11 protein-coding genes are annotated in these 16,910 nt (G+C 61.9%); 4 read left to right on the top strand and 7 right to left on the bottom strand.

What is annotated here, in order from left to right; all coding sequences use genetic code 11:
* Positions 1-28 precede the first annotated feature (28 nt).
* The 4 genes from AC13C0_RS17120 to AC13C0_RS17105 all read left to right on the top strand — a co-directional run bounded on the left by AC13C0_RS17120 (position 29) and on the right by AC13C0_RS17105 (position 4,003).
* Entirely contained in the window at positions 29-1,462 is a 1,434-nt protein-coding gene (locus tag AC13C0_RS17120; protein WP_341581183.1) for a circularly permuted type 2 ATP-grasp protein, read from the top strand.
* Positions 1,456-2,394: an alpha-E domain-containing protein gene (locus AC13C0_RS17115; RefSeq protein WP_482954749.1), complete on the top strand. Its 939-nt coding sequence runs from the start codon at positions 1,456-1,458 to the stop codon at positions 2,392-2,394. Before AC13C0_RS17120 ends, AC13C0_RS17115 begins: the two co-directional genes overlap by 7 nt.
* Positions 2,391-3,176 carry a transglutaminase family protein gene (locus AC13C0_RS17110; protein ID WP_341581181.1) on the top strand — a complete coding sequence of 262 codons (786 nt, stop codon included), beginning with the start codon at positions 2,391-2,393 and terminating at the stop codon, positions 3,174-3,176. Before AC13C0_RS17115 ends, AC13C0_RS17110 begins: the two co-directional genes overlap by 4 nt.
* A gap of 95 nt (positions 3,177-3,271) precedes the next feature.
* Positions 3,272-4,003: a proteasome-type protease gene (locus AC13C0_RS17105; protein ID WP_341581180.1), complete on the top strand. Its 732-nt coding sequence runs from the start codon at positions 3,272-3,274 to the stop codon at positions 4,001-4,003.
* Here AC13C0_RS17105 and AC13C0_RS17100 read toward each other — a convergent pair.
* The 7 genes from AC13C0_RS17100 to AC13C0_RS17070 all read right to left on the bottom strand — a co-directional run bounded on the left by AC13C0_RS17100 (position 4,000) and on the right by AC13C0_RS17070 (position 16,831).
* Positions 4,000-5,079: a lipocalin-like domain-containing protein gene (locus AC13C0_RS17100; RefSeq protein ID WP_341581179.1), complete on the bottom strand. Its 1,080-nt coding sequence runs from the start codon at positions 5,077-5,079 to the stop codon at positions 4,000-4,002. The genes AC13C0_RS17105 and AC13C0_RS17100 overlap by 4 nt on opposite strands.
* Positions 5,076-7,346, bottom strand: a complete 2,271-nt coding sequence (locus AC13C0_RS17095) for an FtsX-like permease family protein (protein ID WP_341581178.1) — start codon at positions 7,344-7,346, stop codon at positions 5,076-5,078. The genes AC13C0_RS17100 and AC13C0_RS17095 overlap by 4 nt, the downstream gene beginning before the upstream one ends.
* Before the next feature lie 7 nt (positions 7,347-7,353).
* Positions 7,354-8,037 carry an ABC transporter ATP-binding protein gene (locus tag AC13C0_RS17090; protein ID WP_117619199.1) on the bottom strand — a complete coding sequence of 228 codons (684 nt, stop codon included), beginning with the start codon at positions 8,035-8,037 and terminating at the stop codon, positions 7,354-7,356.
* A 15-nt stretch (positions 8,038-8,052) separates the two neighbouring features.
* Positions 8,053-11,220: an efflux RND transporter permease subunit gene (locus tag AC13C0_RS17085; protein WP_341581177.1), complete on the bottom strand. Its 3,168-nt coding sequence runs from the start codon at positions 11,218-11,220 to the stop codon at positions 8,053-8,055.
* Positions 11,217-12,455: an efflux RND transporter periplasmic adaptor subunit gene (locus AC13C0_RS17080; RefSeq protein WP_341581176.1), complete on the bottom strand. Its 1,239-nt coding sequence runs from the start codon at positions 12,453-12,455 to the stop codon at positions 11,217-11,219. The genes AC13C0_RS17085 and AC13C0_RS17080 overlap by 4 nt, the downstream gene beginning before the upstream one ends.
* A 63-nt stretch (positions 12,456-12,518) precedes the next feature.
* A complete protein-coding gene (locus AC13C0_RS17075) occupies positions 12,519-15,755 on the bottom strand; it encodes an efflux RND transporter permease subunit (protein ID WP_482954748.1) in 3,237 nt (1,078 codons plus the stop codon).
* Positions 15,752-16,831: an efflux RND transporter periplasmic adaptor subunit gene (locus tag AC13C0_RS17070; protein ID WP_482954747.1), complete on the bottom strand. Its 1,080-nt coding sequence runs from the start codon at positions 16,829-16,831 to the stop codon at positions 15,752-15,754. Before AC13C0_RS17070 ends, AC13C0_RS17075 begins: the two co-directional genes overlap by 4 nt.
* Positions 16,832-16,910: the final 79 nt, after the last annotated feature.

The raw sequence follows: 16,910 nt of genomic DNA, 5'->3' as shown, positions 1-16,910 counted from the left end.
GGCGCGATTGACGGAGACGAACCGAACCATGCTGATCCAGACGCCGGCCGAAGGCCTCTACGACGAGCTGTTTGATGAAGATAACCGGGTACGCCCCCAGTGCCGGATGCTGGAGCATTGGCTGATCAACTCAAACGAGGAGTTGATCGCCGAAAAACGTCGGGAAGCAGATGTACTGTTCCAGCGACTCGGCATCACTTTCAATGTATATGGTGAGGACCAGGGGGCGGACCGGCTTATCCCCTTCGACCTGATCCCCCGCGTAATTTCCGCCAGCGACTGGCAGAAACTCCAAAGCGGACTGCGGCAGCGGGTCCAGGCCCTGAACCGGTTTCTCTTCGACATCTACCACGACTACGACATCGTCAAGGCCGGCGTGATCAGTGCCGAACAGGTGTTTTCCAACCCTCAGTACCAGCCGGGGATGCAGAACCTGAAGCTGCCCCGCAACCTGTATTCCCACATCGCCGGCATCGACCTGATTCGTCATAACGACGGCGATTTCTACGTGCTGGAAGACAACCTCCGCTGCCCCAGTGGTGTGTCCTACATGCTGGAAAACCGGCGGATGATGATGCGGCTGTTCCCGGAGCTATTCACTCACTCCGCGGTGGCGCCGGTGGAACATTACCCCAACCTGTTGGGCGAAACCCTGCGGGCGGCCTCACTCAGAGCCGACCCAACGGTGGTTGTGCTCACCCCGGGCCGGTTCAACAGTGCCTATTTCGAACATGCCTTCCTGGCCAGGCAGATGGGTATCGAACTGGTGGAGGGCGCAGACCTGTTCGTGGCCCACAACAAGGTGTACATGAAGACCACCATCGGCCCGCAGCAGGTAGACGTCATCTACCGGCGCATCGATGACGACTTCCTGGATCCTCTGGCCGGCAACCCGGATTCCATGCTGGGGGTACCCGGCCTCTATGCGGCTTACCGGACCGGCAACGTGGTTCTCACCAACGCCATGGGGACCGGGGTTGCGGATGACAAATCCATCTACCCCTACGTCCCGGACATGATCCGCTTCTATCTGGACGAGGAACCCATCCTGAAAAACGTCCCGACCTGGCAGTGCCGCAAACCGACAGACCTTCAGTATGTACTGGATCACTTGCCGGAACTGGTGGTCAAGGAAGCCCAGGGCGCCGGGGGCTACGGCATGCTGATAGGCCCGAAGGCGGGCAAGAAGGAACTGGCCACTTTCCGCGACCTGCTCAAGGCCAGGCCCCAGAACTATATCGCCCAGCCAACACTGAGCCTCTCCACCTGTCCGACCTTTGTCGATGAAGGCGTCGCTCCCAGACACCTGGACCTGCGACCTTTCGTGCTATCCGGAAAGAAGATCCAGATGGTACCGGGCGGACTGACACGGGTGGCCCTGAAAGAAGGGTCGCTGGTCGTTAACTCTTCCCAGGGTGGTGGCACCAAAGACACCTGGGTACTGGAGGGCGACCCATGCTGAGCCGCGCCGCCTCAAGCCTGTTCTGGATGGCCCGTTACCTGGAGCGGGCGGAAAGCCAGGCCCGACTTCTCGATGTCAGCCTGACGATGGCCCTGATTGATGTGCCGGAAGACCGCACGGAGCAGTTATCCGTGCCCTTGCTGGTTTCCGGCACCCGCGAAGTTTTCCTCGACTACCATGATGAGATCACGCCCCAGAATCTCATCGATTTTCTGTTGCTCGACAACCGGCACCCCGCCAGCGTGTTCAGCATCATACAAAGTGCCCGGGACAACGCCCTCCACGTGCGCGGCAACCTGTCCTCGGATGTCTGGGAAAGCATCAACCAGGCCTGGCTGGAGATGCAGGAATTGCAGCGCAGGGGCGTTACCGAATCCAATGCCAGCACTGTGTTCGACTGGGTCCGGGAACGCTCCCACATGTTCCGGGGCGCGGCGTATGGCACCCTGCTGAGAAACGATGCCTTTCATTTCCTGAGATTGGGCACCTTCATTGAACGGGCCGATACCACCGCCCGGGTGCTCGACATTCGCCATGTCATGGCCATGAAAGCCATGGAGGACCATGCCACCCAGGCCTTTTTCGAGTGGACAGCCGTGCTGCATTCCCTGGCAGCCTTCGAGGCCTACCAGAATACCTACGGCCATAACCTCGATGCCATGAGCGTTGCCGAACTCCTGATCCTGGAGCCGGACGTGCCTCGTTCACTGCATGGCTGCCTGCAGGAAATCGCCAGCCTTTTGGAGCAGGTGGAAAGCGGGAATGCCCAGCGTTCGCGGCGCCTGGCCTCCAGCCTTTACGCCAATATCCGGTACGGTGACCGGGATTACATAGCCGAACGGGGCCTGCACGAATACCTGGTTGATTTCCTCGACCGAATTCAGGGGATCGCCGCTCAGATCCAGAGAGACTACATGGGGTGGCAGGGATGAGACTTCATATCCGGCACGAAACGCGTTACACCTACGAAGCACCAGTGAGTGACAGCATCCAATACATCCGGCTGACACCCCGCAACACCCCTCAGCAACGCATCCACGACTGGCACCTGGAGGCACCCGGTGAAACCAGCCAGATGGTGGATGGCTTCGGCAACCTGGTGACGGTAATGACCCTCGATAAGGCGGTAAACGAGATTGTGCTGACCGCCGAAGGTATTGTCGACCTAACGGGAAAACCACTGACCCGGGATGATTCTCCCTTCCCGCCGGAGGTCTTCCTGCGCCAGACCCCGCTCACTGAAGCAGACGAAGCGCTGAAAACCCTGGCCGTTCAACACCCCCCCAATAAGCGGGGCCTGGTACGGCTGATGAAACACCTGCGGGAGCACGTGGCGTTCATGCCGGGTGCCACCACGGTGACCCATACTGCCAGCGAAGCCTTCAAACAGAAAGCCGGTGTATGCCAGGACCACACCCACATGTTCCTGGCCTGTTGCCGGCACATCGGCGTTCCCGCCCGTTATGTCAGTGGCTACATACACTCGTCGAACGACGCCCATGTTGCCACCCACGCCTGGGCCGAAGCCTGGATCGGGCGAAACTGGCAAACCTTCGATGTGGTGAACACCCTGAACGTGGCCGAGAGCCACATCAAGCTGGCGGTGGGACTGGATTACCGGGATGCAGCTCCGGTTCGCGGCGTTCGGGCCGGTGGGGGAATGGAGCATATGGAAACTCGGGCCTGGGTGACCAACCCGGCGGGCAGTCAGTAACAAAAAGCCGGCAAACGCCACAATAAAGCGCTCACACCTAACCGGAGGAGTTGATTAGACTACGCGCAACAGAGCAAGCCTTACAGGAGGGCTTCATGACCTATTGCGTAGCGATGCGGCTGGCCGATGGTCTGGTGTTCGCATCGGACTCCCGGACCAACGCCGGCTTTGATCAGATCTCCACCTTTCGCAAGATGCACGTGTTTGAAAAACCGGGCGAGCGCGAACTGGTCCTGCTGTCTGCCGGCAATCTGGCCACCAGCCAGAGTGTGATCAGCCTCCTGGAGCGACAGGCCGGGACCGATGTGCACAATGTCCTGAATACCGGCTCCATGTTCGAGACGGCGGAAATCGTTGGCCAGACCATGCGGGAAGTGATCCGGCGGGACAACCCGGACGGCAGACTCAGCCATGTGGACTTCAGCTGTTCACTGATTCTGGGGGGCCAGATTCGGGGCGAGGAGCCCCGGCTGTTCAATATCTACCCGGAAGGGAATTTCATTGAAGCCACGGAAGAAACGCCGTTCTTCCAGATCGGCGAGTCCAAGTACGGCAAGCCGATTCTGGATCGGGTCATCAGCTACAAGACGCCGCTGAACCGTGCCTATCAGTGTGCCCTGATCTCCTTCGACTCCACCATGAAGAGCAATCTCTCGGTCGGCATGCCCATCGATGTCGCCATCTACCAGCGGGATGCCCTCAAGCCCTGCTTTACCGAACGCGTTGAGGAGAACAGCAACTACTTCGATGAGCTACGGCAGCAATGGCACGAAGGCATTCAGGGGCTGTTCAATCAGCTTGAACCGCCGGTGCTTGCCAGCCGCTAATTGCCATACCCCGTCAGTTCCATGTAGCCCACACCGGAGTGACTGCCCGAGACCGTGACCGGGCTCTCCCAGTATCGATAGAGCCCGTCGTTACGGTAGTCTCCGGCCGGCGCGGACACTTCCAGGTGAACCCCGTAGCCGGGAACCTCCAGGCGCCACCGGCGCGGATATCCGCCCTGGCCGGCAATGGGTGCCATACGGATCTGGTCCGGCGTGAGCGCCACGGGCCCTTCCCCTGCCGGAATCCAGGTGCCGGACCGGAAGGCACCGTCGTCCTCCCTCAGTTGAAAGGCCATCAGCCTGTCGCCCGAATCCAGGTGCAGGGCGAACCAGTCCCAGCCCTGCTGCCCGGCCTTGAGAAACTGGCTGCTCCATTCCCGGTCAAACCAGCCCTGGCCCGAGACTTCCAGTGTCTCACCGGCCAGGGTAACCGTGCCTTCAATCTGCAGGTCCACCAGGCTGAAGTACATGGAACCCTCGCCACTGGCGGATTTGGCGCTGAAGCCCTGATTGCCATGGGCGACGGGGCCACGGTTGATGCTCAGAAACAGATCGTAGGACCAGCCATCCGCTGACACCTGCAACCGCCAGGGGCCGTCACCGGACGGGCCGCTGAGTTGCCAGTCATCCAGCCACACCGCCAGTGGCTCCGCAGTCGCGCCGGCATGGCCAACATCGCCGCGGGCCAGTTTCTCCGCAAAATGGTGTCGGCCCTTGAAACTGACCGCGCCATGGGCCATCCAGGCGGCCTCCAGAGGCCATTCGCTGGCGGGAGGCGGTTCGGCATCCACCGGCCTGGGCTTGATGGCCTGACGGAACTGGGTCCATTGCAGACCCAGAGGGTCGCCCCCGGCGGTTTCCAGATTGGCGGTCAGATACCACCATTCAACCCGGTACTGGGGGTGGGCTCCGAAGTCGGCCGGGAAGCTAAGCCGGTTACCGGGACCGGGTTGCAGATACGGCACTTGCGTTTGCGAATCCCGGTCCCCGACCAGCCCAGCAAAGCCGGTTGTTTCCGGTCGATCCGAACAGCCGCTCAGGAAAAGCATGAACACCAGCCAAGCGCTCTTTGTCATCGCTCACCCCCCGACAGGGCACTGGCACTCTCCGGTGCCGGGACTGGGCTCGTGAGCTGCCGGCGCATCAGCAAGGCAATGCCGAGGCCCACCAGCAGGCTCAGCACGCCAAGCTCCAGCCAGAACCGCGGATACACTGCCATGGGCAGGGACCAGCCAAAGGCCAGCGGGTTGATGCGATGCACCAGAACCCAGGTCAGCCAGATACCCAGAGGCAGTGCCAGCAACGCGATCGCACTGGTCAGGGAAAGCGACAGCCGGGTCAGCTGAACCGCGGCCTGACGGGGCGAAAGTCCCCAGACCACCAGCAGCCGGAAGTACCAGGCCCGGGTGGAAAAAAACATCCAGCCCATCATCATCAGCGCAATGGTGGCCAGTATCAGGGTCAGTATCGTCATCGCCCGGGTCAGCAGGAAGGTCTGGTCGAAAATCGCGGAGGCCAGGGCTTCGATCGCCCGGTTGTCCCTGACAGTCAGTTGCTCCACAGCCCAGACCTGCTTCAGGCCACAGGCAATCGTATCGATCGGCAGGTTTCCCGGCGATACCGACAAACTCTGGAAACCCGCTTCGAAATCCGTGGGAAGCATGGACACATTAATCAGAACCTCGCCGGCAGGCCGGCCATAATCCGGGTAAACCGCCAGAATCGGGAAATCGCCAACCTGATTGCCGAGTTTGAGCGACAGGAGATCGCCAACCGCCAGTCCCCGCCGGCGGGCCAGCTGTTCATTCACCATCAGCCCCTGTCCCGCTGCCAGCTTTTGCCAGGGCGCGCCGGTGGATTCAAACAGTTGCCACCCGGTAACCAGGGGGCCAATCGGTCCCAGCGCGAACACATCCACGACCGGGCCCGGTTCACCGCCAGGCTCCATAACCGTGGCCTGGCCCCGAACCACACGATGCCACACCCCGGACGATACGAGTTCCGGCTGTTCCGCCAGCCAGTCCACAGCCAGGCCCGCATCCACTCCTTCCGGTACCTCGATGTAGAAGTCCGCCTCCAGGCGCTGGGCCAGCCAGCGATCAAAGGTGCTTTCAAAGGTCGTGACCAGGGCCTGCACCGCCAACACCATGGCCATGGCGAATTGCAGAGCCACCAGAGGTAAGGCCAGGCGCCGGGCCAGTACCGACAGTTCCCGGTGGCGCCAGCGCGATAGCGGGTCAGCCTCCCGGCTGGCACGCCAGTCCGCCAGCCGGGCAATCAGCAATGGGGCCAGAATGCCGGAGGCCACGAATACCACGGCCACCGCCACGAACAGCCAGACAAGGGCGGGCGCCCAGACAGACAGGCCAATACCCGCGAGCAAACACAGCATCAGGAAACCGCCTTGCCAGCGGCTGCCCATGGACAGCCCACGGGCCAATGGCCGGAGAAAATCCGCCAGGCACGCCACCAGAACGACCACCAGCATGGTGACCACCGGCACCAGCCAGCCACCCTTCTGCCCGGCGTACAGCGGCCTATCGAAAAGCCCTTCCAGCGCCTGACCGAATCCGGTGCCAAGGCCGTCCGCCAGCCACCGGCCGAGCCAGACCCCGGGCACAATACATACCAGCGCCAGCAGCATTATCTCGAGCATTAGCAGGCGGTTGATGCGGCCTCCGGGGACCCCGAAACGATGAAGCAGGGCGAAGCTCTCGCGTCGTTGGGCTAGTCCGAGGAGATAGACGCTGCGTAGCAACAGCGCGGTGATCAGCAACACAAGTACGCCTAACGCATCCATATTCAGGAGGAAGCTCTCTCCCAGTTCTCCGGAATCCGGCCCTACCGTGAAAGGTTCAACCCGGTAACCGGATGGCAAACCTGCATCGCTGTCGGCCCCGGACACCAGTAACGACAACTCGCTCCAATGCTGTTTCGCCAACCCGGCGGCTTCACGGATATCCACAAACGGTGCGCCATCCAGTTCACCGCGCCAGGGCCGGTCTTCCCCGGGGGAGCTCTCAAAGCACCCGGCCGCCAGCGGGTCCAGACCCACAACCCGCCCGGTTTCCGGCGTTGCCACCTCAAGCCAGGGCATGACGCACAGACCCGCCCGCCTGAGTTCAACAAAATCCTGCACCGAAACCGGCTTACCATCCGCCCGTGTCACCTGCCGGCGCTCGGCCACCGCCAACTCACTCCGGTCCAGACTGGCCCGGGCCTGGCTGGTCAGGTGATGAACACCGGTCCAGAGCATGGTGGCCAGCACAATCAGGGCGGCCAGCGCCAGCAGCTGCATGGGGTGGCGGCGGTAGTGGCTGAATAAGGCGGCCAAAAGGGTCATGGCGGGTTCAGGTTCCGGGCTGGTGCCCAAGGTCCAGGCGGTGGCTGCAACGGGTGGCTAATTCGGTATCGTGGGTGGCAAGGATCAGGCCACAGCCGTGGCGGGCCTGAAGATCAAAGAGCTGCCGGGTAACATCTTCAGCCGTGTGGCGGTCGAGGCTGCCCGTAGGTTCATCGGCAAGGATCAGGGCCGGCTTCATGGCAAACACCATGGCCAGGGCGGCGCGCTGGCGCTGGCCGCCAGACACCTGATCCGGATAGCGTTCGGCGAGTTCGCCAATGTCCAGGCGTTCGAGCCAGTCCTGGCAGTCAGCCTCACTCTGCCCGGCCAGCCGGGCGCGCAGGCGAACATTGTCCAGCAAAGACAGGGCGGGCATCAGGTTCGCGTCCTGGAATACCACACCGATCCGCTGCCGACGAAGGCTTGCCCAGCGGGCTTCCGCCTGGCTGCCGGCTTCAGGGGCCCGGCTGTCGAAGACTTCACCCAGCACCTGCAACCGGCCGGCGTCCGGCTTTTCGAGGCCGCAAAGGATATTGAGCAAGGTAGTCTTGCCGGAGCCGGAGCGGCCTGTCAGCGCCAGAGATTCACCCCGTTCCAGATGCAGTGCGAGATTACTGAGCACGGCAACCGGTTGATTGGCACTGCGGAACTGCTTGTTCAGGCCGCGGGCTGTAAGTAAAGAATCCACCATAGCTACCCATTCAGATTATTCCGGAGCGCCCAGGGGTTCGGCAGCCGTACCGTGGCGACTCGCCCGCCATTCCCGGAACTGCTCCAGCCATGACAGCAGCGCCGGAACCACCAGCAACACCAGCAATGTTGATAACCCCAGCCCAAAAGCGATAGACGTGGCCATGGGAATCAGAAACTGTGCCTGCAGGGACGTCTCGAACAGCAAGGGCAAAAGTCCGCCGATGGTCGTCAGAGATGTCAGCATCACAGCTCGCACCCGCTGAACCACCGCTTCGTTGAGCGCATCGGTAATGCCGAGCCCTTTTTTCCGCTGCTGGTTGTAGAAAGCTACGAGGATAATGGCGTTATTGACCACAATACCGGACAGGCCGAACAAACCAAACAGCGACAATATGGTCAGTTGCAGTCCCATCAGCCAGTGGCCGAGCAACGCCCCCACCAGGGCAAACGGAATAATGGCCATGACGATCAGCGGCAGACTCCAGGAAGCAAACACCCAGGCCAGAACCACATACATCAGCGCCAGGCCGATCACCAACCCGGTCTGCATATCGGACATGGTTTCCCGCTGATCCGCGGCCCGTCCCTCAAAGCTGTAACGCACGTTATAGCGGCTGGCAATTTCTGGCAGCGCCACGGCCTGAAGGCTTGCCAGAATCTGGTCTGTGGTGCTGACCCGGGTATTCAGGCCAGAGGTTACCTCAACCGCCAACCTGCCCTCGGCATGGCGCAGAGCCTGGAATCCCTGGCGGTGGTCCAGGTTCATCACCTGAGTCAGCGGAACAAAGCGCCCGTCCGGAACCCGAACCGTCATCCGGGACAGGGTGGACAGACGCTCACGCTGATCCCGGGGCAGTTGTACGCGAACTTCCACTTCGTCCCGGCCATCCTGGTAGATCTGGGCAATCCGGCCATCAAAGGCCGCCCTGAGCTGCCGGCCAAGATCTGAAGTGCTCAGCCCCAGGGCCTCGCCGTAGGCGCTGACCTGATAGATCAGCTGTTCCCGCCCCCAGGGCATGTCGTCTTCCACGTCCAGCACCCCGGGCAGAGTAGCAAGCGCCTGAATCAACTCGTCCGCCGCCTGTTTCAGGTTCTCGGCATTGTCGCCGGTCAGGCGGACGTTCACATCCCGACCCGGCGGCCCCGCCTGCCGTTCGGATATGGTCAGGCTATCCAGCCCGGCCGGTGTCTCCAGCCGGCTGCGCCACTCGGTTATGAATTCGGGGTTACGGACTGAACGCTGGTCCGAGGGCACCAGCTCGATCATCATTGAGCCCAGCTCATCGCCACTTCGTGAGTTGCCTTCGGCGCCCTGGGTTGCCCCCCGGGTAGTGACCGCATGGAGGATGAAATCGCCCCCCAGGGCCTCTTCGGTATCGTTGAGGGTTTGTTGCATCTGCTCAAGGAAGCCGTCCACCGTTCCCCGGGAAGTTCCGGCCACGAAACTGGCATTGGCGTAGAACACCGACGGCTCCGGCGTCGGGAAAAAGTTGAAACCGAGTCGGCCGCCAGCCAGTAGCCCGACGGTCACAATTGCCAGGGCAACCGCACCGGCAACCGTCGCGCCCCGGTGCTCGAGGCTGTAGCGGGAAAACCGGCGAAACCGGCCCTCCCGGAACTGGTCAAAACGTTGCTCAAAGCCGCGCCGAAACCGCTCGATCGGGCCCGGTTTTTTCGATTCGGGTGCCTCAGATCCTGTTGTTTGCTTTCGACGGGGAACAAAGGCGTGGCGCAGGTGCGCCGGAAGAACGATAAAGCACTCCAGAAGAGAGGCGACCAGTACGCAAATCATCACCAGCGGAATATCACCCAGGATATTGCCGATCACACCACCGACCACCAGCAGGGGCATGAAAGCTGCGACGGTAGTCAGGGAAGACGCCAGCACCGGCCAGACCATCCGCCTGGCGGCACCCTCGGACGCATAAATGGATTCCTCCCCCATTCGGGCGTGGGCATCGGCGTCTTCACCGACCACAATGGCATCATCCACGATGACCCCCAACGCCATGATCAGGGCAAACAGGGAAATCATGTTGATGGAGCCACCGATCAGCCAGAGTACCGCCATCGCCGCCAGGAACGCCGTCGGGATGCCAATAGCCACCCACATGGCCACCCGCCCCGGCAGGAACAGGTATAACAGACAGACCACCAGCACCAGACCGCCCAGGCCGTTTTTCACCAACAGGGAAATACGATCGTCCAGCAACTGCCAGGTTTCATCGTAGACTTCCAGTGCCACCGTCGGCGGCAGCGCCGGCCGGGTGTCCGCCAGCCAGGTTTCCAGCACCTTGGCGGCCGCCAGTGAGTTACCGTTTTCTGACCGCTGCAACTGGAGCTCCACCGCCGGCTTGCCGTCTTTTTCCAGGGTTATCTGGCTTTCCCGGGCTTCCTGCCGGATGCGCGCAACATCTCCGAGGTTCAGTTGGATGCGCTCACCACTGAGTAACGGAATAGTTTCGAATTCCTGGGGGCTACGGCGCTGCTCCACGGCCCGAAGTTCCCGGGTCGCATCCTGTTGCGCCATCATGCCCGCTGGCAGATCCCGTGAAATGGCGGCAACTCGCTCAGCGACCTGCTCCAGCGACAGCCCCAGCGTCTCCAGCCGCTCCACCGGCACATCGATGCTGATTTGCTGCTCCGGCAAGCCCCGAATGGACACCCGGTCAATGCCCCGCTGCAGCAATTCGTCCTCGAACCGATAAGCCAGCTGTCGCAACTCACTACGGTCCACATCACCAATAACCAGCAGCCGGGCGACGGGCTCATACCGTTCTATCCGGGTTACCTGGGGTTCCTCCGCCTCGGCGGGGAAGTTGGTGAATTCGTCCACCTGTTGGCGAACGTCGTCCAGGGCCAGAATCGGATCGGTGCCCTCCTCGAATTCCAGGGTGATGGACGACACGCCCTGGGCCGATGTCGAGGTCATTTTTTTCAGGCCGTCGACACTGCGCAGGCGCTGCTCCAGCGGGTTGGTAATGCCCTGCTCCACGTCTTCGGCGGAAGCGCCGCTCCAGACCACGCGAACGCTGACCACATCCAGGGCAAAGGTGGGAAAAAACTGGATGTTCATCCGGGTCAGGGCCAGCACGCCACCGAGCAACATCACCAGCATCACCAGGTTGGCAGCAACCCGGTGATGAACGAAAAAGCCGATTACCCCCTTTTTGCGCCTCATTGGGCCGCTGCTCCGGAATCTGCCACGTCCACCCTGAGGCCGGCAATGGCATTGGGCAGATGTGTGGTGATCAGGCGCGCCCCGGAGACAAGCGCCTCACCGGACACCAGCAGGCGACGCTCGCCATTGCTGCCACGGGCTTCGCCGACCCGCTCGATCCTGGCCCGCTCCATCCGGTTATCCGGGGTCATCAGGTAGACGCTGTCGGCACCATAGAGTGCACTGAAAGGAATCGCGACAGTATTGTCCCGGGCAGCGCGTTCGAGGATCACCGGCGTCAGATCTCCCGGGCGAAGCCCCCCGGGTTCGCCCTCAAGTTCCAGGATGGCCTCGGTACCGGAGGGATCGCTGGTACCGGCGAATCGAACCAGCCGGAACCGGTGTTGACCACCCGTGCTGGTCGCCATCAGGGTTTCTCCCCGCTCCAGGGCATCCAGCAATTCGCCACGAAACATCTCCGGCACCCGCGCCCTGAGTTCGAGACCGTCGACGGGATACAGCGACAGCAGGGACTCGCCGCGGCTGACCTGGTCACCCTCGGCCACCTGAATGTCGGTGACGATACCATCGAAGGGCGCGATCATCCGGGCCCGCCCGGCATCCCGGCGGGTGCTGTCGAGGTTGGCTTCGGCCTGGGCCAGCTTCGCCTCCAGGCTCTGCAGGCGGGCCGGATGTTCCTCAATCGCCCGCTGCCGGGTAGTCACGGTCAGTTCTGCCCGGGCGGCGGCGTCAGTGGCCGCTTCCAGCCCCTCCCGGGACGCCAGGTTGCGGTTCACCAGTGACCGCGTACGCTCAAGCTGGCGACGGGCGTTGTCGAGAATGGCCTGCTCACTGGCCAGCGCCACCTGATCATTCCGGTAGCGCACCTGTTCCGAGCGGATCTGGGCCTCCAGGTCCGCCACCTGCGCTTCCGCCTGGGCAAGCGCCGGCCGGATGTCGGCATCCTCCAGAGCCACCAGCAGGTCGCCCTCCCTCACCCTCCAACCCTCGGTCACGGGGCGTTCCCCGATACGCCCGGCGAGCGTTGCAATAACCGTCAGTTGCTCCGGGGCGGTGACCTCCCCATACAGCGGCAACACCGGAGTGTGGGTGCCCGGTTCAATCCGCTGTACCTGAACACGCCAGCTACGCTCGGTGGCGCTCACTTCGGCGGGCTCCGGGCGAGTCATCTTGAGAAACAGGAAACCGGCAATGCCGATGGCGAGAATCAATACAGGAGTGAGTCTTTTGGACATTACGTGCTGGCCAGCTATGGTAAATAAGGCCCGTCGGGCTGTTAGGTTCAGGCTACTATACAGTCAACCACCGTTTTCGGATCGGCGAGCCAGAGTGTAGTACAGCAGGGGAACCACCAGAACCGTCAGCAGCGTGGACATGGCCAGACCAAAGATCAGCGAGATTGCCAGGCCGTTGAATATCGGATCATTCAGAATGAAGTAAGCACCTACCATCGCCGAAATGGCGGTCAGGACAATGGGCTTGATCCGAACCGCACCGGCCAGAACCACCGCTTCGTCCAGTTCCACCCCTTCCTCGATCAGTTGCCGGATAAACACCACCAGCAAAATGGAATTACGCACGATGATACCGGCCAGGGCTATCATGCCGATCATACTGGTTGCGGTGAACTCTCGCCCCAGCAGGGCATGGCCGGGCATGATCCCGATCAGCGTCAGCGGAATGGGGGCCATGATGACCAGTGGCAGGATATACGAGCGGAACTGCGCCACCAGCAGAACAAAGATCATGAACACACCCACGCTGTAAGCGGCCCCCATATCCCGGAAGGTTTCATAGGTAATCTGCCATTCACCGTCCCATTTGAGCGCGCCTTTTTCCGGGAGCGTCGGCTGGCCGATAAAGTATTGTTCCGGGGCGCCTTCCAGCTGCTTCAGGCGCTCCACCATGGCAAACATGCCATACAGCGGTGAATCAGTCTCGCCAGCCATATCCGCCGTCACATAGGTCAGCGGCAGCAGGTCCTTGTGATAGATCGCACCCATCCAGTCCGCTTCACGAATGTCGGCAATGCTCGCCAGCGGGACCAGATTGCCGTTACGGCTGCGCACCTGCAGGGAGAGAAGCACCGACGGCTGAGCCTTGTCGCCCTCGGCAAGAATCACCCGGATCGGAACGGGATACTTGGCGTGATCGTCATGCAGGAAGCTGACACTGGTCCCGCCAAGCGCTGTCTGCAGGGCACCGACGACCTGGGCCTGAGAAACGCCAAGCCGCGCCGCCCGTTCACGGTCCACCACAACTTCCCACTGCCGGGTCGGAGCTTCGAGGGTGGTGTCGATATCCACCAGTCCATCGACTTCCGTCATACCCTCTGCCACGCCGCGGGCCAGTTCCGCCCGACGGGATTCATCCACCGCGTAGATTTCGGCCACCACCGGAGACAGAACCGGGGGCCCCGGGGGCACCTCCACGACCTTCACGCTGGCACCGTATTTGTCGGCAACCGCCTTCAGTGGCGCCCGCAAGGACTGGGCAATGTCGTGGGACTGTCGATCCCGGTTTTCCTCGCTGCTCAGGTTGATCTGGATATCGCCCTGGTAGGGATCATTGCGCAGGTAATACTGGCGTACGAGGCCATTAAAGTTGATAGGGGATGCCGTGCCGGCGTAGGTCTGCCAGGTGGCGACTTCGTCTACCGATTCAAGGTACCCGCCCATTTCCATCAGTACCCGCTGGGTCTGCTCCATCGGGGTGTATTCAGGCATGTCGACCACGACCTGCAGCTCGGACTTGTTGTCGAAGGGCAGCATTTTCAGGATAACCGCCATAAAGACCGGCAACGACGCAGCCGCAATGGTTAGTCCAACCACACCCAGCCCAAGCAGTCGGCGACGCCAGGGATGATCACCGAGAAACGGGCCCAGGACCGTCCGGAAAATGCGCAGGGACAAGGGGCTGACGCCGTCAGCGGAACTGGAAGCCTCGTCCGCTTCGGAGGCCATTTCTCCTTGCTTGTGTTTCAGCAACCGGAAGGCCAGCCAGGGCACGACAACAAAGGCCACGATCTGGGACAGCACCATCCCCGCCGAGGCATTGATCGGGATGGGACTCATGTACGGCCCCATGAGGCCACTGACAAAGGCCATCGGGATCAGCGCCGCCATGACGGTCAGGCTGGCCATGATGGTGGGCGTTCCCACTTCGTCGACGGCGACGGGAATGATGTCCTTCACCGCCTGGCGGGAGTTCCGGATCCGACGATTGATGTTCTCGGTGATCACGATACCGTCATCCACCAGTATGCCGATGGAGAAAATCAGCGCGAACAGGGACACACGATTGAGGGTAAAACCCCAGGCCCAGGAAAACACCAGGGTCAGCAACAGGGTAATCAGGACCGCAACACCGACGATCAGGGCCTGGCGCCAGCCCATGGCCGCCAGCACCAGCAGCACCACGCTCAGGGTGGCGGAGATCAGATCGGTGATCAGCTTGCGGGCCTTCCGGGACGCCGTCACGCCGTAGTCCCGGGTAACCAGCACTTCCACGCCCTCGGGTAATGCCCGGTTTCGCAACTGCTCCAGACGCTCTTCAATGGCCGTGGTGATATTGACGGCGTTTTCTCCCGGTTTCTTGGCGATCGCCAGGGTTACCGCGGGGTACATTTCGCCGGGCCGACCGGCGATTCCGTTTTCATGTGCCGGCCCGAAGCCCGTCATTACGCTCTGATCGGCCACCGTGCCACCCCGGCTGATTTCGGCCACATCCGCCAGGTAAACCGCTGAGCCATTCTGCATACCCACCACCAGACGGCGAACATCGTCGACCGATTCCAGCAGGGTTCCGGCCTGAACCGGGATGGAGACGTTATCCCTTGTAATCCGGGCCTCCTGGCTACTGGCATTGGCGGCAGACAGCGCATTTCGTAGATCGTCAATGGTCAGGTTGAAGCCTGCCAGCAGTGCCGGATCAAACCGGATATCGACCCGGTCGGGGATGCCCCCGGTGGTGTAGACGTCCCGGGTGCCCGGAACCCGCTTCAGGACGACCTCCAGCATATGGGCAAGGCGGGTAAGCTCTTCCCCGGTGTGCCCGTTAACCGGATCGTAAAGGGTCAGGGTCATCACCGGAACATCGTCAATCCCCTTGGGCTTGATGACCGGCTGGCTGGCTCCGAGGTTGGCTGGCAGCCAGTCCTGATTCGAATACACCTGGTTGTAGAGCCGCACCAGCGCCTCCTGGCGCGGCACGCCCACTTCAAACTGGACGGTAATCACTGCCTGGCCCTGCCGCGACACCGAGTAGACATGCTCCACGCCCTGAATCTCGCTCATCACCTGTTCGGCGGGCGTGGCTATGGCGTTTTCCACCTCGCGGGTGCTGGCTCCGGGAAACGCCACCATGATGTCGGCCATGGTGACATCGATCTGGGGCTCTTCCTCCTTGGGTGTGACCACCACGGCCAGGATACCGAGAATAATCGCCAGAATAGCAAGCAATGGCGTGAGATGATTGTTCTGAAACACCCGGGCAATGGCCCCGGATGGCCCCACAGGCGGCAGCTCCCGGCTCACGGATTCGCCTCCGGGCCCGACTCTGTACCTAACTCCGTGACAAGGTTCAGCCGATCACTGCCAACCAGCTCCGATGGGTTGGTAACCACCCGTTCGCCTTCGCTCAGGCCCGCCAGGATTTCGAGCCGGCCATTATCGCGGACCCCGGTGCGCACCTGGCGGAGCCGGGGCCGGCCCTGATCATCCAGCACAAAAACCGCTCTCAGTTCGCTGCGCTGAATCAGACTGCTGGCCGGCACCCAGAGGGCCTCACGACTGGCGACGGGCACGCCGACTTTGACCAGCATGCCGGGAAACAGGGAGCCGTTGGGCTCACTCAGGCGCATTCTCAGGCGGAAGGTGTGGGTTTCCGGATTCGCGTAGGGGTAAAAGGTCATCTCACCGGTCTCCAGCACCCGGCCATCGGCAAGAGTGACCTTTGCCTGGCGCTCGGTCCGCGCGAGTTCCGCGTATTTCTGTGGCAGTTCAACCACGATCCGGAGCTGCTCCAGGGAGAGCCCGCTGAGCAGTGGCTGGCCGGGATTTACGGACTCTCCTACTTCCACATGCCGCTCGGTGAGGATGCCGCCATAGGGCGCCAGCACCCGGGTGTAGGACAGCTGCTCCCGGGCCTCGGCAACCGTGGCGCTGGCACGCTCCACCCTGGCCCGGGCGGCCGCCAGATTGTTGCGAGCCTGATCAAACTCCTGGCGGGACACCAGTCCCCGTTCATGAACCGCCTCGATACGCTCAAAGCGTTGGCGCGCATCCGAGAGTGCCGCTTCGGCTTCCTCCAGTCCCGCCTGGGCCTGGCGCAGCCGGGACCGTTGTTCACTGTCCTCGAGCTGAACGATAAGGTCTCCGGCGGCGACAGAATCGTCAACATCATAGGGCAGGCTCTGGACGGTACCACTGGTCTGGGCAGAGACAGTGCTCTGCTGAACAGCCTCAATAACACCATCAAGATGGACGGTCTCATGAAACTCGCTGCGCTCCGTGACCGCTGTCATCAGCGCCCGGGCGCCGTCCTGCCCCTGGACCGCAGAGGCCAGCAGCCCCAGAGTGACGATAAAGCCCGCAGCAGCTAACCGCCCCATTGAGCACCTCCTGGATGACACATTTGGTTATTAGTTAATAAGCCAATGTTATCAGCAATCCTCCCCTGAAAACATGCGG

It is taken from the genome of Marinobacter sp. B-21 (assembly GCF_056857895.1).
This window is presented reverse-complemented; position numbering and strand designations above follow the sequence as displayed.

What these genes read in the sequence shown, in the direction of transcription:
- AC13C0_RS17120 (WP_341581183.1), top strand. Translation starts at nt 29, where the DNA reads ATGCTGATCCAGACGCCGGCCGAAGGCCTCTACGACGAGCTGTTTGAT.
- AC13C0_RS17115 (WP_482954749.1), top strand. Translation starts at nt 1,456, where the DNA reads ATGCTGAGCCGCGCCGCCTCAAGCCTGTTCTGGATGGCCCGTTACCTG.
- AC13C0_RS17110 (WP_341581181.1), top strand. Translation starts at nt 2,391, where the DNA reads ATGAGACTTCATATCCGGCACGAAACGCGTTACACCTACGAAGCACCA.
- AC13C0_RS17105 (WP_341581180.1), top strand. Translation starts at nt 3,272, where the DNA reads ATGACCTATTGCGTAGCGATGCGGCTGGCCGATGGTCTGGTGTTCGCA.
- AC13C0_RS17100 (WP_341581179.1), bottom strand. Translation starts at nt 5,079, where the DNA reads ATGACAAAGAGCGCTTGGCTGGTGTTCATGCTTTTCCTGAGCGGCTGT.
- AC13C0_RS17095 (WP_341581178.1), bottom strand. Translation starts at nt 7,346, where the DNA reads ATGACCCTTTTGGCCGCCTTATTCAGCCACTACCGCCGCCACCCCATG.
- AC13C0_RS17090 (WP_117619199.1), bottom strand. Translation starts at nt 8,037, where the DNA reads ATGGTGGATTCTTTACTTACAGCCCGCGGCCTGAACAAGCAGTTCCGC.
- AC13C0_RS17085 (WP_341581177.1), bottom strand. Translation starts at nt 11,220, where the DNA reads ATGAGGCGCAAAAAGGGGGTAATCGGCTTTTTCGTTCATCACCGGGTT.
- AC13C0_RS17080 (WP_341581176.1), bottom strand. Translation starts at nt 12,455, where the DNA reads ATGTCCAAAAGACTCACTCCTGTATTGATTCTCGCCATCGGCATTGCC.
- AC13C0_RS17070 (WP_482954747.1), bottom strand. Translation starts at nt 16,831, where the DNA reads ATGGGGCGGTTAGCTGCTGCGGGCTTTATCGTCACTCTGGGGCTGCTG.